This window comes from Tsukamurella spumae, from assembly GCF_012396015.1.
Taxonomy (GTDB): Bacteria; Actinomycetota; Actinomycetes; order Mycobacteriales; family Mycobacteriaceae; genus Tsukamurella; species Tsukamurella spumae.
The window spans coordinates 49,700-73,424 of the sequence record NZ_JAAXOQ010000023.1 but is presented as its reverse complement, the minus strand read 5'-3'; the positions used below and the strand labels follow the sequence as shown (position 1 = coordinate 73,424).

The 23,725-nt window shown below is 70.2% G+C and carries 24 protein-coding genes and 1 riboswitch; of the genes, 13 read left to right on the top strand and 11 right to left on the bottom strand.

Annotated features, from left to right (window positions below; genetic code table 11):
• Positions 1-536 precede the first annotated feature (536 nt).
• The 9 genes from HF999_RS16435 (at position 537) to HF999_RS16395 (ending at position 9,580) form a co-directional block, all read left to right on the top strand.
• Positions 537-770: a hypothetical protein gene (locus HF999_RS16435; RefSeq protein WP_168546923.1), complete on the top strand. Its 234-nt coding sequence runs from the start codon at positions 537-539 to the stop codon at positions 768-770.
• A gap of 295 nt (positions 771-1,065) precedes the next feature.
• A complete protein-coding gene (locus HF999_RS16430) occupies positions 1,066-1,719 on the top strand; it encodes a DUF4352 domain-containing protein (protein WP_168546922.1) in 654 nt (217 codons plus the stop codon).
• Between the two features lie 96 nt (positions 1,720-1,815).
• Positions 1,816-2,199: a TA system antitoxin ParD family protein gene (locus HF999_RS16425; RefSeq protein WP_068569110.1), complete on the top strand. Its 384-nt coding sequence runs from the start codon at positions 1,816-1,818 to the stop codon at positions 2,197-2,199.
• Positions 2,196-2,792, top strand: a complete 597-nt coding sequence (locus HF999_RS16420; RefSeq protein ID WP_068569111.1) for an ATPase — start codon at positions 2,196-2,198, stop codon at positions 2,790-2,792. The genes HF999_RS16425 and HF999_RS16420 overlap by 4 nt, the downstream gene beginning before the upstream one ends.
• 39 nt (positions 2,793-2,831) lie before the next feature.
• The gene (locus HF999_RS16415; RefSeq protein WP_168546921.1) at positions 2,832-3,839 is read left to right on the top strand and encodes a hypothetical protein; all 1,008 of its coding nucleotides are present in this window, start codon (positions 2,832-2,834) and stop codon (positions 3,837-3,839) included.
• Between the two features lie 30 nt (positions 3,840-3,869).
• Positions 3,870-4,880, top strand: a complete 1,011-nt coding sequence (locus tag HF999_RS16410; protein WP_246207969.1) for an ankyrin repeat domain-containing protein — start codon at positions 3,870-3,872, stop codon at positions 4,878-4,880.
• 43 nt (positions 4,881-4,923) lie between these two features.
• Positions 4,924-6,378 (top strand): peptide MFS transporter, encoded by a 1,455-nt coding sequence (locus tag HF999_RS16405; protein WP_168546919.1) that lies wholly within the window; start codon positions 4,924-4,926, stop codon positions 6,376-6,378.
• 137 nt (positions 6,379-6,515) lie between these two features.
• The gene (locus tag HF999_RS16400; RefSeq protein ID WP_168546918.1) at positions 6,516-8,096 is read left to right on the top strand and encodes a GMC family oxidoreductase; all 1,581 of its coding nucleotides are present in this window, start codon (positions 6,516-6,518) and stop codon (positions 8,094-8,096) included.
• The gene (locus HF999_RS16395; RefSeq protein WP_168546917.1) at positions 8,093-9,580 is read left to right on the top strand and encodes an aldehyde dehydrogenase family protein; all 1,488 of its coding nucleotides are present in this window, start codon (positions 8,093-8,095) and stop codon (positions 9,578-9,580) included. Before HF999_RS16400 ends, HF999_RS16395 begins: the two co-directional genes overlap by 4 nt.
• A 4-nt stretch (positions 9,581-9,584) precedes the next feature.
• Here HF999_RS16395 and HF999_RS23065 read toward each other — a convergent pair whose 3' ends face one another.
• Positions 9,585-10,040, bottom strand: a complete 456-nt coding sequence (locus tag HF999_RS23065; RefSeq protein WP_168546916.1) for a PH domain-containing protein — start codon at positions 10,038-10,040, stop codon at positions 9,585-9,587.
• 61 nt (positions 10,041-10,101) lie between these two features.
• On the opposite strand from HF999_RS23065, the gene HF999_RS16385 reads away from it, so the two are divergent.
• Positions 10,102-11,085: an ERCC4 domain-containing protein gene (locus HF999_RS16385; protein ID WP_168546915.1), complete on the top strand. Its 984-nt coding sequence runs from the start codon at positions 10,102-10,104 to the stop codon at positions 11,083-11,085.
• On the opposite strand, the gene HF999_RS16380 is transcribed toward HF999_RS16385, so the two are convergent.
• The 6 genes from HF999_RS16380 to rpe form a co-directional block, all read right to left on the bottom strand.
• Positions 11,086-11,529: a 6,7-dimethyl-8-ribityllumazine synthase gene (locus HF999_RS16380; RefSeq protein WP_168546914.1), complete on the bottom strand. Its 444-nt coding sequence runs from the start codon at positions 11,527-11,529 to the stop codon at positions 11,086-11,088.
• Positions 11,526-12,005, bottom strand: coding sequence for a 6,7-dimethyl-8-ribityllumazine synthase (gene ribH, locus HF999_RS16375; protein ID WP_168546913.1), 480 nt, complete (start codon positions 12,003-12,005; stop codon positions 11,526-11,528). The genes HF999_RS16380 and ribH overlap by 4 nt, the downstream gene beginning before the upstream one ends.
• Positions 12,002-13,249, bottom strand: coding sequence for a bifunctional 3,4-dihydroxy-2-butanone-4-phosphate synthase/GTP cyclohydrolase II (locus tag HF999_RS16370; protein WP_168546912.1), 1,248 nt, complete (start codon positions 13,247-13,249; stop codon positions 12,002-12,004). The genes ribH and HF999_RS16370 overlap by 4 nt, the downstream gene beginning before the upstream one ends.
• Positions 13,246-13,875 (bottom strand): riboflavin synthase, encoded by a 630-nt coding sequence (locus HF999_RS16365; RefSeq protein WP_168546911.1) that lies wholly within the window; start codon positions 13,873-13,875, stop codon positions 13,246-13,248. Before HF999_RS16365 ends, HF999_RS16370 begins: the two co-directional genes overlap by 4 nt.
• 55 nt (positions 13,876-13,930) lie before the next feature.
• Positions 13,931-14,089, bottom strand: a riboswitch (FMN riboswitch).
• 45 nt (positions 14,090-14,134) lie between these two features.
• Complete coding sequence (ribD, locus tag HF999_RS16360; RefSeq protein ID WP_168546910.1) at positions 14,135-15,127, bottom strand: bifunctional diaminohydroxyphosphoribosylaminopyrimidine deaminase/5-amino-6-(5-phosphoribosylamino)uracil reductase RibD; 993 nt, start codon at positions 15,125-15,127, stop codon at positions 14,135-14,137.
• A gap of 2 nt (positions 15,128-15,129) precedes the next feature.
• Positions 15,130-15,807 carry a ribulose-phosphate 3-epimerase gene (gene rpe, locus HF999_RS16355; RefSeq protein WP_168546909.1) on the bottom strand — a complete coding sequence of 226 codons (678 nt, stop codon included), beginning with the start codon at positions 15,805-15,807 and terminating at the stop codon, positions 15,130-15,132.
• A gap of 215 nt (positions 15,808-16,022) precedes the next feature.
• Here rpe and HF999_RS16350 point away from each other — a divergent pair, with 215 nt between their 5' ends.
• Positions 16,023-16,976, top strand: a complete 954-nt coding sequence (locus HF999_RS16350) for an LGFP repeat-containing protein (RefSeq protein ID WP_210733876.1) — start codon at positions 16,023-16,025, stop codon at positions 16,974-16,976.
• 557 nt (positions 16,977-17,533) lie between these two features.
• Here HF999_RS16350 and HF999_RS16345 read toward each other — a convergent pair.
• The 3 genes from HF999_RS16345 to def are packed head-to-tail and all read right to left on the bottom strand — an operon-like array spanning position 17,534 to position 20,363.
• Positions 17,534-18,892: an RsmB/NOP family class I SAM-dependent RNA methyltransferase gene (locus HF999_RS16345; protein WP_312854170.1), complete on the bottom strand. Its 1,359-nt coding sequence runs from the start codon at positions 18,890-18,892 to the stop codon at positions 17,534-17,536.
• Entirely contained in the window at positions 18,889-19,824 is a 936-nt protein-coding gene (locus HF999_RS16340) for a methionyl-tRNA formyltransferase (RefSeq protein ID WP_168546907.1), read from the bottom strand. The genes HF999_RS16345 and HF999_RS16340 overlap by 4 nt, the downstream gene beginning before the upstream one ends.
• Positions 19,824-20,363: a peptide deformylase gene (def, locus tag HF999_RS16335; RefSeq protein WP_168546906.1), complete on the bottom strand. Its 540-nt coding sequence runs from the start codon at positions 20,361-20,363 to the stop codon at positions 19,824-19,826. Before def ends, HF999_RS16340 begins: the two co-directional genes overlap by 1 nt.
• Positions 20,364-20,512: 149 nt before the next feature.
• Here def and HF999_RS22645 point away from each other — a divergent pair, with 149 nt between their 5' ends.
• Together HF999_RS22645 and gdhA are read left to right on the top strand one after the other, a co-directional pair.
• Positions 20,513-21,571 (top strand): alpha/beta hydrolase family protein, encoded by a 1,059-nt coding sequence (locus tag HF999_RS22645; protein WP_168546905.1) that lies wholly within the window; start codon positions 20,513-20,515, stop codon positions 21,569-21,571.
• A gap of 52 nt (positions 21,572-21,623) precedes the next feature.
• Positions 21,624-22,967 (top strand): NADP-specific glutamate dehydrogenase, encoded by a 1,344-nt coding sequence (gene gdhA, locus HF999_RS16325; RefSeq protein WP_168546904.1) that lies wholly within the window; start codon positions 21,624-21,626, stop codon positions 22,965-22,967.
• A 77-nt stretch (positions 22,968-23,044) separates the two neighbouring features.
• Here gdhA and HF999_RS16320 read toward each other — a convergent pair whose 3' ends face one another.
• Positions 23,045-23,695: a hypothetical protein gene (locus HF999_RS16320; RefSeq protein ID WP_168546903.1), complete on the bottom strand. Its 651-nt coding sequence runs from the start codon at positions 23,693-23,695 to the stop codon at positions 23,045-23,047.
• Positions 23,696-23,725 lie beyond the last annotated feature (30 nt).

The window sequence follows — 23,725 nt, the reverse complement described above, 5'->3', positions numbered from 1 at the left end:
GCCCGGTGCACGCCGAGCGGATCTACTACGATCGACACCAGGCCACCGAAACGGTGCCTACCCTGCCTGACCAGCTGGTCCAGGTAGCCAACTGAGAGATCCTCCGGGAAACCCGGGGTGGTTCAGACAGCGCCGAGCTCACCAAACGCCTACTCGCGAGCGGCGGTGCACTCCTGATCGAGGGCAACTCGTGGCATGACAAGACTTGGGGCTCGTGCAACTGCGACCGCCATTGGGAGATCGACGGCGACAACGCTCTCGGCGTTCTTCTGATGGCTGAGCGACTACGCCGCAAGGTCGCAGGGTGATCGCGCTGCGTCGGGCCGCGCGGCAACCAGGGTTTCAGGACTTGTCAGTGGGTCGGTTCATTCTGTAGGGCTGGTCGCACTCAGGACCGGCCGCGGGTGACCACGCGACCCGATCCACCAGGAGTTCTCATGCCCACGACCCACTCATCATCGACCGACATTGAGGTCTCTTCGCCCCTGTACCCGTGCGAGTGCGGCGAACCGGACTGCACGCTCACCGTTGAGGAGGTGGAGAGCTGGTTCTCCCGCCTCGTCCCGCACCGCCTCGTTCTCGAGTGCGTGGCGGACGAGTTCCGCCTGATCGAGACCTGCGCGTTCTTCGACGACCACGTCGAGCGGTGCATCCGGAAGTTCACCGACCTCGCGGAGGCGTACCGGCCGCCGATCGCGGCACGGGCGATCGTCGAGGCCGTCAACACCTGGCACGGCTGCCCCGAAGAACTCTGTGGAGGCGATAGTTGACGCACCGTCGCATCCCCAGCAGCTCTCTTCCTTTGTGCAGCTATGGATTTCGCCCGACGCGGATATGAAAACTTGTCAGTGGTCGATGCGATGCTTCTTCCATCAGGTCCTGGGGAGGATGAATTGACCGCACGCACAAGCATTCTGATCGACGCTCACGGTCACCGCCCCTGACGGTCCGCCTTCGGCGCACCGTCGTCACCTGATCACCCGAGCCGGCAACGGCTCCGCTTCACGTCGTTCGGCACTTCCCGCCGATCGGCGATTCCCCCATCTCCGGAAATGAGGATTCATCATGTCTGAGCAGCCCTTCCCGCTGCAGCCCGGCCAGCCCGGCTCGGGTCAGTACACGCCCGGTCAGCCCCAGCCGTACCCCGCCCCGCCGGCGCCGCCGGCCAAGAAGAAGCGCAAGTGGCCGTGGATCGTGCTGGCCGTGATCGCCTTCATCATCGTCGTCTCCGTCGCCACCGGCGGCGGGAACAAGGACGACGCGGCCTCGACCGCCGGCGGGACCGCGGCGCCGACCGCCGCGAAGACCGATCCCAAGGCCGCCGGCCTGAACGCCGCCGTGCGCGACGGCAAGTTCGAGTTCGTGGTCACGGGCGTCGAGCCGGGTCTCAGCGAGGTCGGCGACAACCCGTACCTGGCGAAGAAGGCCCAGGGCCAGTTCGTCATCGTCTCCATGACGGTGAAGAACATCGGCACCAAGCCGCAAAGCTTCTCCCCCAGCTCGCAGAAGCTCAAGGACACGCAGGGCCGTACCTTCGAGTCCGACTCGATGGCGCAGATCGCGCTCGGCGACTCCGACGTGCCGGTGTGGGACAACATCAACCCCGGCAACACCGTCCAGGTCAAGGTCGTCTTCGACATGCCCAAGGACGCCACCCCCGCCACCATCGAGCTGCACGACTCGATGTTCTCGGGTGGCGCGAAGGTCACCCTGAAGTAGCAGGCCGGTTGCCCCGGCCATGTCGCACCGTGGCCGGGGCGACCGGATCGGCGTAGCATAGTGCTACACGATGCTCTTTCGTCCCAGGAGGCCACAATGCCGCACCCCACTCGCATTGCCGACGACGTGTTCGAAAGCGCCCGGATCGAGGGTGAACGAGATGGTCGATCGACGGCCGAACAAGTCAATCACTGGGCGCGGATCGGCCGCGAGGTATCGATTCACGAGAGTGCAGCCCGGAGCCGAGTAGAGGCGACCCTCGCCGGCAAGCTGTCCGCCGACGACCTCGATGACGCCGAGGCTCGCGTGTACAACGCCGAACTGCGAGTGGCCATCCGTGAACGGCTGAGCACCATCGACTTCACAGCGACCCTCGCACAACGCGGCATCGTCACCGTCTCGCTCGACGACGAGGGACGGATGGTCGAGCATCACCCCGACGGCACTCAGCGGATCGTCGCCGAAGCTCGCACCAAATGAGCCAGCTCGAGCTGGTCATCGGCCCCAACGGGGCCGGAAAGTCCACCTTTGTCGACCTCGTCCTTCACCCGTACACGCGCACAATGCCCTTCGTCAACGCCGACATCATCGCGAGGGAACGGTGGCCCGAATCGGCGGAGGAACGCTCTTACGACGCGGCACGGATCGCGAGTGCCACTCGGGATCGCCTTCTTGAGCTCGGAACCTCTTTCATCGCCGAAACCGTCTTCTCGCACCCCTCCAAGGTCGGTCTCGTTCGCGCTGCTCTGACATCCGGCTTCGAGGTCAACCTCCACGTGGTGATGGTGCCAGAGGATCTGTCGGTACTGCGCGTAGCGCACCGTGTCCGCGCCGGTGGGCACGCCGTTCCCGAGGAGAAGATCCGTGACAGGCACCGGCGGCTCTGGCCACTCGTGGTCGAGGCCACCATGCTGGCGACAACGACCACGTTCTACGACAATGCACGCGACCGAGGCCCCGTCGTCGTTGCCGAGTTCGTACGCGGGATCCCGATCGGCAGCGCAAGCTTTCCTACGTGGACGCCAACGGAGATCACAACCTTCTGGCGAATTCGGGGCGGCGCGGAAGTCTGAAACGCCGGTACATTCAGAGGCGACAGGAGGAGGTTCGAGATGGCGGATACGGTCCCCCAGGAGCTCGCTGCGCGGGTCATCGCCGCGGCCGACGCGGTGCCGGTCGGGCGGGAGCAGGCACAGGTCGCGGCGCGGGACGCGTCCCACTTCCTGCAGCGACTGCGGCCGGGCACCATCGACGACGCCTTCCGCCGGTACACCGCGAGCAACAATCCGGCGTACCTCGCGTCCGCCCGCAACGCGGTGCCCGAGCCGAGCCTCAAGAGCGGGCTGTGGATCACCCTCATCGTCATCGCGTTCATCGTCGGCACGGCGGTCACCGAGTCGATGGCCGGTGGGCTCATCGCCCTGCTCCTGACAGGCGGTGGCGTCGTCGGCTACCAGGCCTGGCGGCGTCACGCCCACGAGCGCCGCCTCGAGGAACGCGAGCAGGCACGGCTGGCAGCGAACCCCTGGCCCTTCCAGGCCGACCGGATGCCGGCGTGGAACCCGGACGCGGAACCGGGCGATACCCGCGTCGAGACCCGGCTCCTCGGCCTCGCGGTGCTGCTCACCGAAGAGATCCGCCGCTCGCCGGCGTGGAACAACCCGATCCTCGACCACCACCGCGTCCGCATCAACCTCGACGCCACGCTGCAGGACATCAGCCACCGCGCCTACCGCGTCTGGCGGATGCGCACGGACACGCCGCGGCCGTCCGGCGAGTCCTCCGTCTCCTACGCCCTGGCCCAGCACGTCGACGAGTACACCCAGGCCGCACGCATGGCGGAGAACGCCCTGCGCGATCACGTCGCGGCCCTCGCCGAGTACCTGGGCGAGCTGCGGCCCGTCGAACGACTGCTCAACGATCTGCACCTGCTGGACCGCACCAACACCGGCGCGCACCGCGAGCTGCTCGATCAGCTCTACCGGGACGCGGTCGGCAACGAGGCCGACGCCCGCCGATTCCAGCACCACGCCGACGAACTGCGCGACCTGCAGGCCAGCCTCGACACGCAGTTCCACTTCCTCCGGGAACAGGTGGCGCGGACCAACCTGCTGAGGTGACCACGCATGTCGACTCGAGCGGACGGCGCCATGGGCGCCCCGGCACGCAGCGGCTCCCCCAGCGCCTCGAACGACGAACTCACCGTGAACCCGTGCGCGGTGGACGAGGCCTCGCTCGCACCCGCTGACCTGTTCAGCTCTCTCGCGTGTCTGCGCTACGGCGCCTCGGACGAGCCGCCCCGGTGGCGCGAGGCCGCTGCGCTCCTGGCCCAGGACCCCGGCATCGTCGAGCGAAGTGTCTGGGCCGCCGCCGCGGCGGGCGACGCGCGGGCGATCGCGGCGCACCTCAGCGTCGATCCGGCCCTCGCCACCACCGCCGGCGGCCCGTTCGGCTGGCACCCCCTCACCTATCTCTGCTACTCCCGAGTCGTCCCCGATGACTCACCGGATCGCCCGCTCGCGGCCGCCGAGCTGCTCCTCGACTCCGGCGCCGACCCGAACACGGGCTTCCTGCACTCCGGTCTGCCGACCCCGTTCACCGCCCTCACCGGTGTCTTCGGCGAGGGCGAGGAGGGCGCCGGCCGCCAGCCGCGACATCCCCGGTCGATGGAACTGGCCACCCTGCTCCTGGACCGCGGCGCACACCCCGCGGACCAGCAGGCGCTCTACAACCGCATGTTCCGGCCCGACGATTCGCATCTCGAACTGCTCTTCGCGCACGGACTCGCCGAGGCCGGACCGGGTCCGTGGGACACACGCGCCGGCGCCGACACGGAGAGCCGCGCGCAGGTGTGGCGCCGCCAGGTCGATTGGGCGGCGCAGCACGGCTTCACGGAACGGCTGGCCCTCCTGGCCGAGAACGGCATCGACACCGCCGGTGTCACGGTGATCCTCCCCGTGATCCCCGACGATCCGAGCGCCCGAGGCGCGGACGGCGCGACCCCGCTGCACCACGCCGCGTGGACGGGCGACCTGGATCTCATCCGCGCGCTCCTCGACGCCGGAGCCGACCGCACCGTCGTCGATCTGCAGTACGGCACCACGCCGCGGGAGTGGGCCGAGCACGCGTATCAGCCGGAGGCCGTCCGACTGTTGAGTTGAGCAGGACGATCCACACGCGCACCGTTCGTGATTTCATCAACGAATGACCACCACTCCCACTGGCAAACCCGACGTGCGCTTCTTCGGACATCCCTGGCCCTTGGTCAACCTGTTCGGCGTCGAGATGTGGGAGCGCTTCTCCTTCTACGGGATGCAGGCGATCCTGGCCTACTACCTGTACTACACCGCCGAGCAGGGCGGCCTCGGCTTCGACAAGACCACCTCGCTCGGGATCGTCGGCGCCTACGGCGGTTTCGTCTATCTCTCGACGATCGCCGGGGCCTGGATCTCGGACCGCCTGCTCGGCGCGGAGCGCACCCTGTTCTACTCGGCGTGGCTGGTCATGGCGGGCCACATCGCGCTCGCGGCCATCCCCGGCGCGGCGGGCGTGGCCGTCGGCCTCGTCCTCGTGGCCATCGGCTCCGGCGGGGTGAAGGGCAACGCGACGAAGGTGGTCGGCGATCTGTACGCCCCCGACGACACCCGACGCGACGCCGGGTTCTCCCTGTTCTACATGGGCGTGAACCTGGGCGCCTTCATCGGCCCGCTGCTCACCGGCTATCTGCAGGACAACGCGGGCTTCCACTGGGGGTTCGGCCTCGCCGCCGTCGGCATGGCGCTCGGACTGACCCAGTACGCGCTCACCCGGAAGATGCTGCCGCGGATCAGCCAGGAGGTACCGAACCCCGCCTCCCGCAGCGACATCCAACGCGTCGCCGCGGGACTCGTGGTCGCGATCGCAGTGTTCGTCGGCCTCATCGCGCTGGGAGTCATCACCGCGAGGAACCTCGTCGACGCCGTGATCATCACGGTCGCCGCGATCTCCCTGGCCTACTTCGTGTTCCTGCTCCGCAGCAACCGGGTCGACGGTGCCGAACGCAACGGCGTGAAGGCGTTCATCCCCCTGTTCCTGTCCCAGGTCGCCTTCTGGGCGCTGTTCCAGCAGATGTTCACCTTCGTGGCCGTCTACGCCGACGAACGCCTCGACCGCGACCTGGGCGGCTGGGAGTTCCCCGCCTCCTGGATCCAGTCCGTCGATCCCGTCTACATCCTCATCTTCGCGCCGGTGTTCGCCGCGCTGTGGACCAAGCTCGGGTCGCGCCAGCCCAGCACCCCGATCAAGTTCGCGATCGGCACCATCGGGATCGGCGTCGCGTTCCTGGCCTTCCTTCTCATGCCGGCCGGCACGAACACCGCGCCGCTCCTCGGCCTCCTCGGCATCATGCTCATCTTCGCCCTCGCGGAGCTGTGCATCTCGCCGGTCGGCCTGAGCGTCTCCACCAAGCTCGCGCCGCGCGCGTTCTCGACGCAGATGGTGGCACTGAACTTCCTGTCGATCAGCCTCGGTACCGCCCTCGCCGGGCGCCTGGCCACCTTCTACGACCAGAACGACGAGGCGCCGTACTTCCTGATCCTCGGTGGCACGGCCATCGCCATCGGCCTGGTGGTCGTCGCACTGACGCCCCTGATCAAGCGGCTCGCGCCCGCCGTCGGCTGACGCGACCGGGCGGCGCCGGCAGGACGAACCCGGGCACGGCGGACCGTCGTCACTGAGAACCCGTCGGATCCGCCCCCGACCACCCGTACCGCCGAGTAGCTTCGACCCCAAGCATTGGATCGACGCGAGGAGCGGCATTGCCGGCGGACGAGTACGACTACATCGTGGTGGGGGCCGGGAGCGCGGGCGCCGTGATGGCGGCCCGGTTGTCGGAGGATCCGGGCGTCTCCGTCCTGCTCCTCGAGGCCGGGGGCGAGGCGGACGCGGACGAGATCCACATCCCCCTCGCGTTCTCCGCGATGTTCAAGACGAAGTGGGACTGGAACTACACCACCACGCCGCAGAAGCACCTGAACGACCGCCCGGCGTACTGGCCGCGGATGAAGGCGCTCGGTGGCTGCTCGTCGCTGAACGCGATGATCTACATCCGCGGCAATCACGCGGACTACGACGCCTGGGAGCAGGATCACGGGGCGCAGGGCTGGTCGCACGACGACGTCCTGCCGTACTTCGTCAAGGCGGAGGGCAACACCCGCCTCGGCGGCCCCCTGCACGGCACCGACGGTCCGCTGCACGTCGAGGACCGCCGGTTCACCCACCCCCTCTCGACGGCCTTCGTCGAGTCCGCGGTCTCGTGGGGCCTCAAGCCCACCGAGGACTTCAACGGCGCATCCCAGGACGGCGCCGGCCTCTACCAGGTGACCTGCAAGAACGGCCGGCGCTGGTCGACCGACAAGGCCTACATCGAGCCGGCGCGCTCGCGCCCCAACCTCACGGTCGCGCTGGGTGCCATCGCGCGGCGCATCGAGTTCGACGGTGACCGCGCCTCGGGGGTGTTCTTCCGGCAGCACGCCGCCGATCACACCGCGCGGGCCCGCCGCGAGGTGATTCTCTCCGGCGGCGCGATCAACTCCCCGCAGCTGCTCATGCTCTCCGGGATCGGTCCCGCCGAGCACCTCGCCGAGCACGGCATCGACGTGCGCGCCGCCCTCCCGGGCGTCGGATCCAACCTGCACGACCACCCGATGGTCCCCGTCGACTACGACACGCACGGCACCTTCGACCTGCTCGAGACGCAGAACGTGGGAAACCTGCTGCGCTGGAAGCTCACCGGCACCGGTCCGCTGTCGTCGAACGGCGCCGAGGCGGGCGGCTTCTTCCGCTCCCGCGAGGATCTCGAGCACCCGGACCTGCAGTTCCACGTGATGCCGGCCGGCGTCTACGACAACCTGCTGCACGAGACGCACCGTCGGGGCATCATGCTCGGCCCGACGCTGGTGGACGTGCAGAGCCGGGGAACGCTCCGGCTGCGCTCGGCGAACCCCGACTTCAAGCCGCGCCTGGAGCCGAACTACTTCGATGCGCCGGAGGACCTCGACGCGCTGGTGGCCGGCGTGAAGGCGACGATGGAGCTCGCCGCGCAGGGCCCCATCGCGCGCTACCTCGGCAAGCCCTGGCACATCAGCGAGTCGCCCTCGGAGGACGAGATCCGCACGCTCGTCGCGGATTACACGCAGACGCTGTTCCACCCCGTCGGCACCTGCGCGATGGGCTCCGGGGAGGACGCCGTCGTCGATCCGCAGCTGCGGGTCCGCGGGATCGACGGTCTGCGCGTCGTCGACGCCTCGGTGATGCCCAAGGTGCCCCGCGGGAACACGAACGCCCCCACCATCATGATCGCCGAGAAGGCGGCCGACGAGATCAGGAAGTCAGCATGACCGCACCGAACACCAAGACCTTCGACTCCCTCAACCCGCTCACCGGTGATGTCGTCGAGTCGTATCCGATCCACTCCACCGACCACGTGCACGCCGTCGTGGCGCGCGCCCGCGAGCAGGCCGACTGGTGGCAGGAGATCGGCTTCGAGGGCCGCAAGAAGGCCCTGAACACCTGGAAGGGCGTCATCACCCGGCGCATCAACCAGCTGGCGCAGGTCGTCCACGACGAGACCGGTAAGCCGCATGGCGACGCCCTGCTCGAGGCCGCGCTCGGCATCGACCACCTCGGCTACGCCGCGTCACACGCCAAGAAGGTCCTCGGCCCCCGTCGGGTCGGTTCGGGCCTGGTCATGGCGAACCAGTCGGCGACGGTGCGCTACCACCCGCTCGGCGTCATCGGCGTGATCGGCCCGTGGAACTACCCCGTCTTCACCCCGATGGGCTCGATCGCCTACGCGCTGGCCGCCGGCAACGCGGTGGTGTTCAAGCCCTCGGAGTACACCCCCGGCGTGGGCGTGTGGCTGGCCCGCACGTTCGAGGAGGCCGTGGGTCGCCCGGTGCTGCAGGCGGTCACGGGCCTCGGCGAGACCGGCAACGCGCTGTGCACCTCCGGCGTGAACAAGGTGGCCTTCACGGGCTCGACCAACACCGGCAAGAAGGTCATGGCCGCCTGCGCCGAGACGCTGACGCCGGTGGTGATCGAGGCCGGCGGCAAGGACGCCTTCCTCGTGGACCGCGACGCCGATCTCGACGCCGCCGCCGACGCCGCCGCGTGGGGCGCCTTCTCGAACGCGGGCCAGACCTGCGTCGGTGTCGAACGCGTCTACGTACACAAGGACGTCTACGACCCGTTCCTGGAGAGGCTGGTCGCGAAGGCCCACGAGGTCACGGCGAACGACTCGGACGACTCCAAGATCGGCCCGATCACCATGCCCGGCCAACTGCCGATCATCAAGTCGCACATCGAGGACGCCCTCGCCCGCGGCGGCCGCGCCCTCGTCGGCGGCGCCGACGCCGTCGGCGAACGGTTCGTCCAGCCGACGGTGCTCGTCGACGTCCCGGAGGACTCGATCGCGGTCACGCAGGAGACCTTCGGACCGACGGTGACGGTCGCCAAGGTGGACACGATGGACGAGGCCGTGGAACTGGCGAACGCCACGAAGTACGGCCTGGCCGCCACCGTGTTCTCGAAGGCCCGCGGCATGGAGCTGGCCGACCGGATCCGCTCCGGCATGGCCTCGGTGAACGGCATCATCACCTTCGCGGGTGTGCCGAACATCCCGTTCGGCGGCGTCGGCGAGTCGGGCTTCGGCCGGATCCACGGCGCCGACGGCCTGCGCGAGTTCACCTACGCCAAGGGCATCGCCCGCAAGCGGTTCAACCCGCTGCTCAACCTCACCAGCTTCGCGCGTACCGCGGCGCAGGAGGGGCAACTCACGCAGCTGATGACGCTGCTGCACGGCCGCAGCGGCACGATCAAATAGGCGCTCAGGCCCGGTACGCGGCGGCGATCTCGCGGGCGCGGTGCAATGCCTGCACCGCGGGCTCGCCGTCGCGGGCCTGGATGGCCCAGATCGCGACGAACTCGTCGTGCGGCAGGTCGAGGTGCGCGAACTGGGATCCCTCGGGGAAGCTGAATCCCTGCACCACGTCCCACGGGTAGGTGTTCGCGTTCAGCAGGTTCCGGACGGTGACCCCCTCCGGCCCGAGGTGCAGGCGCGGCCGCGTGAACAGCAGCGCCCCGCACGCCAGGACCACACCGATCAGGATCATGCCCACCTGGTCCGAGGTCCGGAACGTGAGCCCCGTGTTCCCGCCAACCTTGAGCAGCAGCGCGACCGCGGTGTGCCCGACGACCAGGACCCCGGCGAGCACCCACGCGTACAGCTTGATCTTGCGCGGGGTCACGTCGAGCACGGGCGCGGTGGTGGAGTCGGCGGTCACAGGTCCCGATTCTACCGATGTCGCGCCCCCGGCCCCCATGCCGAGCCGGTAGCGTGCGGCTATGGAGCTGGTCGTGGCGGTCAACCCGGATCCCGAATCGTCGTTGCCGTACCTGATCTGGGTGCCGCTCGGCGATGGGCGCGTCTTCCGCACGTCCGACACCTGGCCCCGGACGAAGGCGTTGTTCTGCTACCCGGTGGGCCGCTCGGAATGGCCCGCCGATCCCGAAATCGTCGAGCGGATCCCACTGCGGTCCTGCGCCGGACGCGGCGCCGCGATCGACGTGATCGCCGACCGGGCACGCGAGGCACGGTCGCAGATCGTCTTCACCCGGGCTCGCGGTCGTCAGATGGTGTTCTGGCAGGCCCCGCGCACCCGGAAGAAGGCGCGTCCCAATGTCGCCGTGCCCACTGCGCGCGCCGCCGGCATCGCCGACCTCGCGATCGCCGTCGACTCGCGTGAGCGATACGGCTACACCTTCAAGACCCAACAGGCCGTGATCACCAAGCACGCCCTGACCTCGGGCGACTACGCGATCCTCGCCGAGGACGGAACGATCCGGGCGGCCGTGGAACGCAAGGGCCTCGAGGATCTGATCACCTCGCTCAATTCGAGTCGCCTCGGCTTCCAGATCGCCGAACTGGCGACGCTGCCGCACGCCGCGGTGGTCGTCGAGGAGCGGTATTCACAACTGTTCAAGCAGAGTTGGATGCGGCCGGCGAAGGTCGCCGACGGGCTCGCCGAACTGCAGGTGCGCTATCCGACGGTCCCGATCGTCTTCTGCGAGACTCGCAAGCTCGCCGAGGAGTGGACCTACCGGTTCCTCGCGGCCGCGTCGGCGCACTCCGGCCTGCTCGACGGGGCCGGGGGCGCGGGAGCCGACGGCGCACCGTCGAAGCCCGTGAGGGGAGGGGCGCGGCCGCCCTCGGACGCGCCGAAACCGGCCGCGGTCCGCGCGTGGGCCCGCGAGAACGGCATCGTCGTGAACGCGAAGGGGCGCGTACCGGCGACGGTGACCGAGGCCTACGTCGCGGCCCGCGGGTGACTACACCGGCAGGCTCGCGTGCAGCGCCAGTGTCGCGTTCACGGCGCGGGCCGCCTCGGCGCCCTTGCCGACGAAGTGCCGCTCGAAGTACGCGGTGTGCTCGTCGTGCTCGTGGAAGTGGTGCGGGGTGAGCACGACGGAGAACACGGGCACGTCGGTGTCGAGTTGCACGCGCATCAGGCCGTCGATGACCGCCGTCGCGACGAACTCGTGCCGGTAGATGCCGCCGTCGACCACCAGGCCCGCGGCGACGATCCCCGCGTAGCCCCCGGTGCGGGCGAGGCGCTTCGCCGCGAGCGGGATCTCGTAGGCCCCGGGGACCTCGAAGACATCGACGTCGGCATCGTCGTGCCCCAGGCGGGTCCATTCCGCGATGAAGCCCTCGCGTGCCCGATCGACGATGTTCCGGTGCCAGGTGGCCTGGACGAGGGCGATCCGGCTCATCGGCCGGCTCGCAGCTTGCGCAGGGTCAGTGCGGTGTCGAGGGCCGCCGACGCCGCCTGCTCCCCCTTGTCCTCGGCCGACCCGGGAAGGCCCGCGCGGTCGAGCGCCTCGGCCTCGGTGTTCGTGGTCAGCACGCCGTTGCCGACGGGGACCCCCGCGTCCAGCGAGACGCGGAGCAGGCCCGCGGTGAGCGCGTCGCAGACGTACTCGAAGTGCGGGGTGCCGCCGCGGATCACGACGCCGAGCGCGACGACGGCGTCGTGCGACTTGGTCAGCTCCTGCGCGACGACGGGCAGCTCGACGGCACCCGCCACCCGCTCGACGGTGATCTGCCGGACGCCCGCCGCCTCGGCCGTGCGGACGGCTCCCGCGAGCAGCGCCGTGCAGACGGTGTCGTGCCAGCGCGAGGCGACGATCGCCAGCCGCAGGTCGGCGGCCCCGTCGAGCGTGATGTCGGGGATTCCAGCGCCGCTCACGCGGTACCTCCCTGGTCGAAGTGGTCGAGGTCGCGCAGGTCGTGCCCCATCCGGTCGCGCTTGGTGCGCAGGTAGTGGATGTTCTCGGCGTTGGCCCGCAACGGCATCGGCACCCGCTCGGTGATCTGCAGGCCGTAGCCGTCGAGGCCGACCCGCTTGGCCGGATTGTTGGTGAGCAGCCGCATCGAGGTGATGCCGAGGTCGACGAGGATCTGCGCGCCGAGGCCGTAGTCGCGGGCGTCCGCCGGCAGCCCGAGCTGCAGGTTCGCGTCGACGGTGTCCGCTCCCCCGTCCTGGAGCTGGTAGGCCTGCAGCTTGTGCATGAGGCCGATGCCGCGGCCCTCGTGGCCCCGCATGTACAGCACCACGCCGCGGCCCTCCTGCGCGACCATCTCCATCGCGGCGTCGAGCTGCGGGCCGCAGTCGCAGCGCAGCGAGCCGAAGACATCGCCGGTGAGGCACTCGCTGTGCACGCGGACCAGCACGTCCGCGCCGCCGTCGGCGGTGATGTCGCCCTTGACCAGTGCCACATGCTCCACGTCGTCGTGGATCGAGGTGTAGCCGACGGCCTGGAAGTCCCCGTAGCGGGTGGGGATCCGCGCGGAGGCGACCTGCACGACGTGCTTCTCGTGCTTGCGGCGCCACGCGATCATGTCGGCGATGGAGATCATGGCGAGTCCGTGCTCGTCGGCGAAGACGCGCAGCTCCTCCGACTTCGCCATCCCGCCCGGATCCTTCTCCGAGACGATCTCGCAGATCACACCGGCGGGCGCGAGTCCCGCCATGGTGGCGAGGTCCACGGCGGCCTCGGTGTGCCCGGGCCGGCGCAGCACGCCGCCCTCCTTGGCGCGCAGCGGCACCACGTGCCCGGGGCGGGTGAAGTCGTCGACGGTCGAGGCGGGATCGGCCAACTTGAGCATCGTCGTGGCGCGGTCCGCGGCCGAGATGCCCGTGCCCACACCGGCCTTGGCGTCGACGGTGACGGTGTACGCGGTGCCGTGCTTGTCCTGGTTGGTGGAGTACATCGGCGGCAGGCCGAGCTTGTCGCAGGTCGCACCGTCGAGGGGCACGCACAGGTAGCCGGAGGTGTAGCGGACCATGAAGGCCACCAGCTCGGGCGTCGCCTTCTCGGCGGCGAAGATGAGGTCACCCTCGTTCTCCCGATCCTCGTCGTCGACCACCACGACGGCCTTGCCGGCCGCGATGTCCTCGATCGCCCGCTCGATGGAATCGAACCTGGTCATGACTGCTTCTCCTCCTTGAGCGTCACGAGGCGCTCGACGTACTTCGCGACGATGTCGACCTCGAGGTTGACGACGGTGCCCGGCTCGGCCCCGCCGAGGTTGGTCAGGTCCAGCGTGGTGGGGATGAGCGAGACCTCGAACCAGTGCTGCTCGTCGTCCCCGGTCACGCCCCGCCCGAGGGCCGAGACCGTCAGGGAGACACCGTCGATGGTGATGGAGCCCTTCTCGACGACGTACCGGGCCAGCTGCTGCGGCAGCGCCAGGCGCACGACGGTCCAGTGCTCGGACGGGCTGAGGCTGATGACGTGACCCGTGCCGTCGACGTGGCCCTGCACGATGTGCCCGCCGAGGCGGGAGTTCACGGCGGCGGCGCGCTCGAGGTTCACCCGGTCGCCGGGGCCGAGCTTGCTCAGCGAACTGCGGCGCAGCGATTCCTCCATGACATCGGCGGTGAACGCTCCCCCCTCGACCGTGACGACGGTCAGGCACACGCCGTTGACGGCGATCGAATCGCCGTGCTTCGCATCCGAGGTCACCAGGTCACCCTGGACGGTGAACCGGGCCGCATCCGGAAGGTCCTCGCGGGCGGTGATCACGCCCAGCTCTTCGACGATGCCGGTGAACATTCGCCGCTCCTGCCACTTCGGCCTCAGGGCGGCACGACGACGCGGGAACGACCCGCGCAGTTCTCTTTCATCCGGACTATGACCGTCGGCTCCGGGATCGCACCGGAATCTGCTGACCCCCGCCTCGCGGCGGAGCGCTCGCGGGCTCGGACACCGGGATCGCCCGGAGTCCATCACCGCCGGTGGGGAATCGCACCCCGCCCTGAGAACTTCCGCTTCCGAAGGTAGCACTCGCCGGCCCAGGCCCCAAGTGTTGGGCTCACGGCGAACGCAACAGCGTGAGCAGCACGTCGTCGCCGAGTCGTTCGACGGAGCCCAGCCGGAACCTCGTCGCGTCCGCCAGGGTGCCCACGCCGGGCACGGTGACCGCGGCGAGACCCGCCCCGAGCAGCACGGGCGCGATGTACGCCTGCACCCGATCCACCAGGCCCGCCGCGAAGAAGGTGCCGAGCACCGTCGACCCGCCCTCGACCTGAACGTTCACGGCGTCACCGGCGGCCTCCAGCGCGGCCCCCGGGTCATGACTGCGGACGTGCCGCGCGTCCCCAGGTCCGGTCAGCACCCGCGCGGTGGCGGGAAGGTCCCGCTCGCCGAGGATGATCCGGGTCGGCTGGTGGTCGTGCAGCGATCCGTCAGGACGCCGGGCCGTGAGCGCCGGGTCGTCGGCCACGACGGTGCCGGTCCCGACGATGATCGCGTCGAGCTGCGCCCGCTCGGCGTGTGCGCGTTCCCGCGCCGCGGGCCCCGTGATCCACTGGCTGGTCCCGTCCGGGGCGGCGATCCGTCCGTCCACGGTCGTCGCCAGCTTGACGGTGACCATCGGCCGGCCGTGCCGCTGCCGGAAGAGCCACTCCGTGAGCGGCCAGGGCTCACCGCCGAGGTGGACGACCTCCACCCCCGCCCGGCGCAGCGTCGCCGCGCCGCCCGCGGCGAGGGGGTTCGGGTCGGCGGCGGCGTAGGCGACGCGCGCGATCCCGGCTCCGAGCAGCGCCTGCGTGCACGGCCCGGTGCGGCCGGTGTGATCGCACGGCTCGAGGGTGACGACGGCGGTGCCGCCCCGGGCCGCGTCGCCGGCCGCCGCCAGCGCCACGACCTCCGCATGGGGCCCGCCCGCGGGGGCCGTGCGACCCCGTCCGACGACGGTGCCGTCCGCCGCCAGGATCACGGCGCCCACCGGCGGGTTGGGCGTGCTGATCCCGCGGGCGGCCGCCGACTCCTCGACGGCCTGCTCGAGCGCGGCCTGCAGGTCCACCGTCAGACGCGCGGCACGGCCGCGGCCTGGGCGCGCAGCTTGCGGAGCGCCTCGGCCGGGTCGGCGGCGTTGTAGACGGCGGAACCGGCCACGAAGCAGTCGACGCCCGCGGCGGCGGCCTGCTCGATGGTGTCGGCGTTGATGCCACCGTCGATCTCGACGACCAGGCGCAGCTCACCCGAGTCGACGAGACGGCGTGCGGCGCGGGCCTTGTCGAGGACCTCCGCGATGAAGGACTGCCCGCCGAAGCCGGGCTCGACGCTCATCACCAGCAGCGTGTCGAACTCCTTGAGGATCTCGATGTACGGGTCGAAGGCGGTGCCGGGCTTGATCGCCAGTCCGGCCTTGCCGCCCGCCGCACGGATGTCCTTGGCGACGGCGACCGGGTCGTCGGAGGCCTCGGCGTGGAAGGTGACGTTGTACGCACCCGCCTCGGCGTAGGGCGGCGCCCAGCGCGCGGGGTCGTCGATCATCAGGTGGCAGTCGAGCGGGATCGTGGTGGCCCTGAGCAGGCTCTCGACCACGGGCAGGCCCAGCGTGAGGTTGGGCACGAAGTGGTTGTCCATGACGTCCACGTGCACCCAGTCGGCTCCGTCGGGCCCGCCCACAGCCTCGATCTCGGCACCGAGCCGGGAGAAGTCGGCGGACAGGATGGACGGCGCGATCATCGGCGAGGACATGCGCAGCATTGTATGTCGTCGCGTTCGACGGTCGGCCGGGTGCGCGCGACGCTTCGACCCGGTGGGCACGGCGCGGTCGTAGGCACGGGGCCGGCGCGGGGGCACGGCGCGGCGCGCCATCGTCGGCCTCATTGAATTCGACTGATCACTTTAGTAACATCAGCACCATTAGTCACACGGGTAACTCTCGTGCCGTCGATTGTTGAGAGGTCGTCATGCGGATCGCACGCACCACCTTGACCACGTTCGTGGCCGTCGCCGCCGCCACGTTCCTCGCCGCGGGGCCCGCCCTCGCCGAACCCGCCGTCCCGGCCGTCCCCGTGACCCCCGCTGCGCCCGCCGCACCCGCTGTACCCGCCGCGCCGGCCGTTCCCGCTGCACCCGCGGCTGCGGTTCCCGCCGCTGCTCCTGCTGCCGCGGCTCCTGCTGCCGGCACCGCCCCGCTCGTCTCGACCGCCAATGCTGTTCCCGCTTCGGCGCAGCCCGCGCTCACCGAACTCGCCAAGATCCCCGGCGTTCAGCAGATCATGGCCACCGGGCAACTGCCCACCACCGATGTCGCGACGCTGGTCAAGATGTTCGGCAGCGATCCGAATGCGCAGAAGCTCCTCGGTCAGCTCCTGTCCGGCCAGGCCGCGACGTCCACGACAGCGGCGACCGACACCAAGCCCGATGAGCCGCTGAAGTTCGCCGTCACCGGCGCGATCAACGACACCTTCACCAAGGACGGCGGCCAGAAGAAGTACGGCCAGCCCCTCGGCGTCGAGAAGGATGCGGCCGGCGGCAAGGTGCAGGAGTTCACCAACGGCACCATCTACTGGAATCCGAAGGTCAACGGCGGCAAGGCCGCCGGCGTCACCGGCGCGATCCGCGACCTCTACCTCAAGGAGGGCGGCCCCACCGGCAAGCTCGGCGCACCGCTCATGAGCGAGCTGGCCGTCGGCGGCCCCACCGCCGGCTCGGTCGCGGGTGCGTACAACGACTTCCAGAACGGCTCGATCGTGTGGTCACCCGAGAACGGCGCCCACGTCGTCTCCGGCAAGATCAAGGACCAGTGGGTCAAGGGCGGCGGCGCCTTCGGCATGGGCTACCCGAAGGGCGACGCCAAGCCCGGCCCCGGCGGCGCGCTGACCCAGGAGTTCACCAAGGGCGGCGTCCTCAAGGCCTGACCCCGTTCCCAATTGAACACCGTTATGGAGAGCAAAACCGCAGGTCGGGTTCTCCTAACGGTGTTCAATTCGTGGGGTAGGGATCCGATCGCAGAGCTGGTGCGTCCAATTGATGTGATGGGACGCAAGGGTGATCTGCTCGTCGGACGGACCGAGCACGCGGTGCGAGAAGAGTCCACGTCTGTGATTCGCGGCATTCGCCACGACGGTGGCTCGACGCCGTCCGTCGACGACATCCGCGATCCGCTCCGCCGTCGACCTGGCGCGATTCGCCGAGGGCGACGAGAAGATCGTCGGCCTCGACCAGTTCATCCGAATCGACAGGCAGGGGCGATCACTCACGACCACGCAGGCGGTCCTGGCGTACCTCGACGCGCACCCGCGTCTGTACGGCGCGAACCGCGTCCGGGAGGTACTCGACGAGGCCAGCACCGGTCGGGCCTCGACTTCTTCCGCCCCAGCAACCCGTGCCCGGCACCCGTTCCACGTCGACCTCGGCTCGGCCCGGTACCGCGTCGCCCGCGAGCTGCGGAAGCGAGGCTGGCGCGGCAATTCGGTTAGCGCTTGCGGAGGGCCTGGAAGAACATGCCGTCGGTGCCGTGCAGGTGGGGCCAGAGCTGGACGTGCGGGCCGTCGCCGAGGGGCAGGTCGGTGGCCGGGACCAGCGGGCGGGTGTCGATCCGCTCCAGTCCGGCGGCAGCGAGCACCTCGTCGTCGCCGACGATGCCAAGGGTCTCGGCCACGTGCGGGGAGCAGGTCGCGTAAAGCACCACGCCGCCCGGCCGGGTGAGTTCCGCAGCGGCCGAGAGCAGCTCGCGCTGCAGAACCGTGAGTTGCTTCACGTCGGCGGGCTGCTTGCGCCAGCGCGCCTCCGGGCGGCGGCGCAGCGCGCCGATGCCCGAGCACGGCGCGTCCACGAGCACCCGGTCGTATCCGGGCTCGAGGCCGGACCTCCGGCCGTCGGCCACGTGCACGTCCACGGGGAGTCCCTTGACCGCCTTGCGAACCAGCTCGGCGCGATGCTCGGCGGGTTCCACCGCGTCGACGCGCGCACCGTCGATCGCGGCGAGCGAGCCGAGCAGCGCGGCCTTGCCGCCCGGGCCGGCACACAGATCCAGCCAGCGGCCGCCGTCGGGCCCGTCCAGCGGCGCCACCGCCGCGGCCCGGGCCACCAACTGCGAGCCCTCGTCCTGCACGCCCGCGAGGCCGTCCCGGACCGGTTCGAGCGCACCCGGATCGCCGCCGGGCAGGTACACCGCGTACGGCGACAGCCTGCCGACCTCGCCCTCGACGATGAGCGCCAGCTCATCGGCGGAGATCTCCCCCGGCCGCGCCACGAGGTGCACGGGCGGCCGGGCATCGTCGGAGGCCAGCAACGCCTGCAGCTGCCCCATCGACCTGATCCCGTTCGCACGCAGCGACTCCCAGAACGCCTCCGCGATCCACCGCGGGTGCGCGTACTGCATCGCCAGGTGCCCCAGCAGGTCGTCCGCGGCTGACGGCGCCACGCGGGCGACCCAGGTATCCTCATCGTCGCGGGCCACCTTGCGCAGCACCGCATTCGCGAACCCCGATGCGCCGCGTCCCGCACTCTCCTTCACCGAATCCACGGTCTCGGAGACCGCGGCGTGCGCGCCGACACGAGTGCGCAGCAGCTGGTACACGCCCAGCCGCAGGGCGTCCAGCACCGGCCCGTCGATATCGGAAACGGATCGCCCCGAGGCGCTCTCGATCACGGCGTCGAGCAGGCCCTGCGCCCGGCAGGTGCCGTAGGTCAGCTCGGTCGCGAAGGCGGCGTCGCGCCCCTTGAGCCGGGCATCGCGCAGCAACCCCGGGAGCACGAGGTTCGCGTACGCGCCGCGCTCCCGCACGGCGGCGAGGGTCTGCAGCGCGGCGCGGCGGGCGGGATCGGTCACTGGTCCACTCCGATGATCGTGCCGTCCTCGACGCGCGCACCGCGCGCCCAGTCGGCGGCGGGCATGGGCTTACGACCGGGCGGCTGGACGGTGCCGAGCCGCAGCGCGGCGGTCGCGGTGCCCACGAACACGGCGCGCTTGGTCACCCGCAGCTCGCCGGGCGCCAGGCCCTCCGTCTCCCCGTCGACGGTGGCCGGGCCCAACTTGAGCCGCGCATCGCCGAGCGGCACCCACGCGCCGGGCGCGTCGGTCATCGCCCGGATGTGCCGGTCCACGGCGCCGGCGGGACGGTCGAACCGCACCCGGGCACCGTCGACGGTGACCTTCGCGGCGTGCGAGACCCCGTCGGGCGACTGGGGCTGGGCCTGCAGCGCACCCGCACCCACCCCGTCGACGGTCCGCGTGAGCAGCTCCGCGCCGTACTCGGCCAGGCGCGCGAGGAGCACCGTCGCGGTGTCGTCCGGGCGGATCCGCTCGGTGAGCACCCCGAAGACGGGGCCGGTGTCGAGCCCCTCCTCGATGCGGAAGGTGGACGCTCCGGTCAGCTCGTCTCCCGCTTCCAGAGCCGCCTGCACCGGCGCGGCGCCGCGCCACGCCGGCAGCAGCGAGAAGTGCAGGTTGATCCACCCGTGCGTGGGAACGTCGAGCAGGTCCGGCGGGATCATCCCGCCGTAGGCGACGACGGGGCAGCAGTCCGGTGCGAGCGCGACGATCGCGGCGCGCGCCTCCGGATCGCGGAGCGTCGCGGGGGTCAGGACGGGGATCCCCGCCTCGTCGGCCACCTGTCCGACCGGCGAGCGCCGGACGCCGCGGCCACGCCCCGAGCGGGCATCGGGGCGGGTCAGCACGCCCACCACCTCGTGCTCCGAATCGAGCAGGGCTCGCAGCGCCGGGACGGCGGGCTCCGGCGTTCCCGCGAACAGCAGCCGCATCAGGCGCGGCCTCCCGCCGCCCCGGCAGCGAGGGTCGCGGCGGGGTCGGTGAACCACGGCGAGCTGCGGATCACCCGCATGACGGCCTTGCGCTCGTCCGGCGCGAGCCTGCTCAGGTAGAGCACGCCGTCGAGGTGGTCGCTCTCGTGCTGGATGCAGCGCGCGAGGATCTCGGTGCCCTCCAGGACGACGGGGGCACCGGTGACGTCGACCCCCTCGGCGATCACGTTCATGTGGCGCGTGCACTCTCCGCGGACCTCGGGGATCGACAGGCAGCCCTCGGCCGCCGTCTGCATCTCCTCGCCGACGGCGCGCCACACGGGATTGACGATGTGCCCCTCCCGGCCACCGCAGCCGTAGACGAACACGCGCTTGCTCACCCCGACCTGGGGCGCCGCCAGGCCCGCACCGCTGTGGTGATGCATCGTGTCGATCATGTCGTCCACCAACCGGGCGAGATCGGCGTCGAAGACCGTCACCTCGTCCGCGGGGGTACGCAGGACCGGGTCCGGATAGATGCGGATGGGAAGCACGCTCATTCCCCCATTATCCAGCCCGGACCGGGCCGCGGGTGGGCGGCCCGAAGGTCACACGCACGCGTGCGTGCTAGGACTTGCGCCAGGGTTGCCTTAGGATTCGACGGTAGAAACGCCACACCAACCGCCCCGCCGGGCGAGAGAGGGTCGACGTGCAGTTCGCGCGCGCCCGGCGGCCGCTGATCGGCGCCGCCGTATGCCTTTCCGTGCTGATCGGCACGGGTTGCACCCCTACCCATGAGGGCGGAGGGGCCGCCCCGCGGTCGACCGCGCCGGCGGCACCGTCGACCACGTACCCCCCGATGCCCACCGCGTCGCTGGTCGGGAAGTTTCCAGTCACGCAACCGCAGCGCATCGTCTACACGGTGCCGGACGGCGTGTCGGACCCCGAGCAGAACTACGGCGAGCTGTACCTGCCCGCGAACCCGGCGATCCAGCAGAACCCCTCCGGCGGCCCGCTCAGCGCCCGCACCACGATCGAGCTGCCCCCGCAGATCCCCGTGGTGGTCCTGCTGCACGGCGGCGGCTGGCGGACCCCGTCCGCGGCGTCGTCGATGGCGGAGATGGCACGCTCCCTCGTCTCACACGGCGTGGCGGTGTGGAACGTCGAGTACCGGCGGATCGGCGCGGGCGGCGGCTACCCGACCACCCTCACCGACACCGCTGCGGCCATCGACTTCCTCCAGACCGTCAAGGCGCAGCACGCCCCGAACCTCGACCTGAACGATGTCGTCGTCGCCGGACACTCCGCGGGCGGTCAGCTCGCGGTGTGGGCGGCCGCCCGGTCCATCCTGACGCCCGGCGCCATGGGCAGCGTGCCCGCGGTGACGCCCGCGGCGGTAGTGTCCATGGGCGGCGTCCTCGACATGCGCCGGGCGGTGGCCGACGGCAACGTCAACACCCGCCTGTTCCTGGGCCTGCCCGATGAGTTCCCGCAGCAGTTCGCGGTGGCCGATCCGATCCAGAACCTCAACCCGAAGGTGCCGGTGACCTGCTACAACGGCACCGCGGACCGCATCGTCCGGCCGACCGGCTGCGAAGGATTCATCAGCGCCCTCACCGCCAAGGGCGGGCGCGGCACCGCGGTGCTGCTCCCCGGCGCGGGCCACAACATCTACCTGCCCTCGCAGTCCCAGAACCGCTACTGGCCCGTGGTGCAGAAGTCGATCCTGGCCTACACCGATGAGTTCCGCCCACGCGGGGGCAAATAGACTGTCCGGGCGATTGTCCGACAATTCGGACAACGGGGAGAAGGGACGTGTGATGGCGCACGCTGAAACCACCTTGGACGAGCTGTACAGCGAAGTGCTGCGTCGGAATCCAGGCGAGACCGAGTTCCACCAGGCCGCGAGGGAGGTCCTCGAGAGCCTCGCGCCGGTGGTCACCAAGCACCCCGAGTACGTCGACGCGGCCGTCATCCGCCGACTCTGCGAGCCGGAACGCCAGATCATCTTCCGGGTGCCGTGGCAGGACGACAACGGCAACGTCCAGCTCAACCGCGGCTTCCGCGTCGAGTTCAACTCGGCGCTGGGCCCGTACAAGGGCGGACTGCGGTTCCACCCGTCGGTGTACCTCGGCATCGTCAAGTTCCTGGGGTTCGAACAGATCTTCAAGAACTCGCTGACCGGCCTGCCCATCGGCGGCGGCAAGGGCGGTTCGGACTTCGATCCGAAGGGCCGCAGCGACGGCGAGATCATGCGCTTCTGCCAGTCGTTCATGACCGAGCTGTACCGCCACATCGGCGAGTACACCGACGTCCCCGCCGGCGACATCGGCGTGGGCGGCCGGGAGATCGGCTACCTGTTCGGCCAGTACAAGCGCATCACCAACCGCTACGAGTCCGGCGTCCTCACCGGCAAGGGCCTGACCTGGGGCGGCTCGCAGGTGCGGACCGAGGCGACCGGCTACGGCGCGGTCTTCTTCCTCGACGAGATGCTCAAGACCCGCGGCCAGAGCTTCGAGGGCAAGCGCGTCGTGGTGTCGGGTTCGGGCAACGTGGCCGTGTACGCCACCGAGAAGGTCGAGCAACTCGGCGGCACCGTCGTGGCCTGCTCCGACTCCTCGGGCTACGTGGTGGACGAGAAGGGCATCGACCTCTCGCTGCTCAAGGACGTCAAGGAACGCCGCCGGGAGCGCATCGACGTCTACGCCGCCGAGCGCGGTGCGATCTTCGTGCCGGGCGGTTCGGTCTGGGACGTGCCCTGCGACATCGCGCTCCCCTGCGCCACGCAAAACGAGCTCGACGGTGACGCCGCCGACCGGCTGATCAAGAACGGCACGTCGTACGTGGCAGAAGGCGCCAACATGCCGTGCACCCCGGACGCCGTGCGGCTGTTCTCCGACGCCGGCGTGGCGTTCGCGCCCGGCAAGGCCGCGAACGCCGGCGGCGTGGCCACCAGCGCGCTGGAGATGCAGCAGAACGCGTCGCGCGACTCGTGGTCCTTCGACTACACCGAGGACCGCCTCGCGCACATCATGCGGGGCATCCACGACCGCTGCCTCGAGACCGCCGACGAGTACGGCTCCCCCGGCGACTACGTCACCGGCGCGAACATCGCCGGCTTCATCCGCGTCGCGGACGCGATGCTCGCGATGGGCGTCGTCTAGATCCTGCTCCGGAAACGCCCTCGGGCCGGTACTGCTCCACGCAGTACCGGCCCGAGGTCTTCTCTCGGTTCATGCCCTCACGCCGGCACGCCGTACTTGTCGATGAGCGGCGCGAGTAGCTCCGCGGCCCGCGCGGCGGTGATGACGTCCTCGTCGGCCACCTTCTCGACCGACTTGGATTCGGTGTCCTCGTAGACGTGCTCGCCGATCATCCGGCCGTCCTCGGCATAGGGCCAGACGAACGACAATCGGCGACGGACGAGGTAGAACGCCTCCTTGTCGTACGGAGACTCCGCCTCCGGGTCGGCGTTCACGGATTGGAAGACGTTGTCGCCGAGCAACGCCCCGGGAACGAACTGACTGAACTCCGCCTCACCGGCGAATCCCCAGTCGTGCACCGCCATCCGCTGCTTACCGGTCCACATGACGAGCATGTCGAGGTCCGCGAGTTGCTGGTAGAACGCGCGCACGGCGGCCATGCCGTCGAGGATCAGGCCCTGCCCGCCTTCGAACAGACGGTAGTGCGGATGCTCCACCGTCATGGTCGGCATGAGCAGTTCCTCGTACCGCCCGGACACCTCGAGGAGCGCGTGGCGCCGATAGTTGACGAGGATCCGGCGGTGGGCCGGGTCGGTGAGCGATTCGATCATCACGTCGACGTCGTCCATCATCGCCACGAACTCCTTCTCATAGGAGGCCAGGGCCGTGATCGTGGGGGTGGGCTGCATGGTGGTGGTCCTTCTCGATCCGCTGGTTCG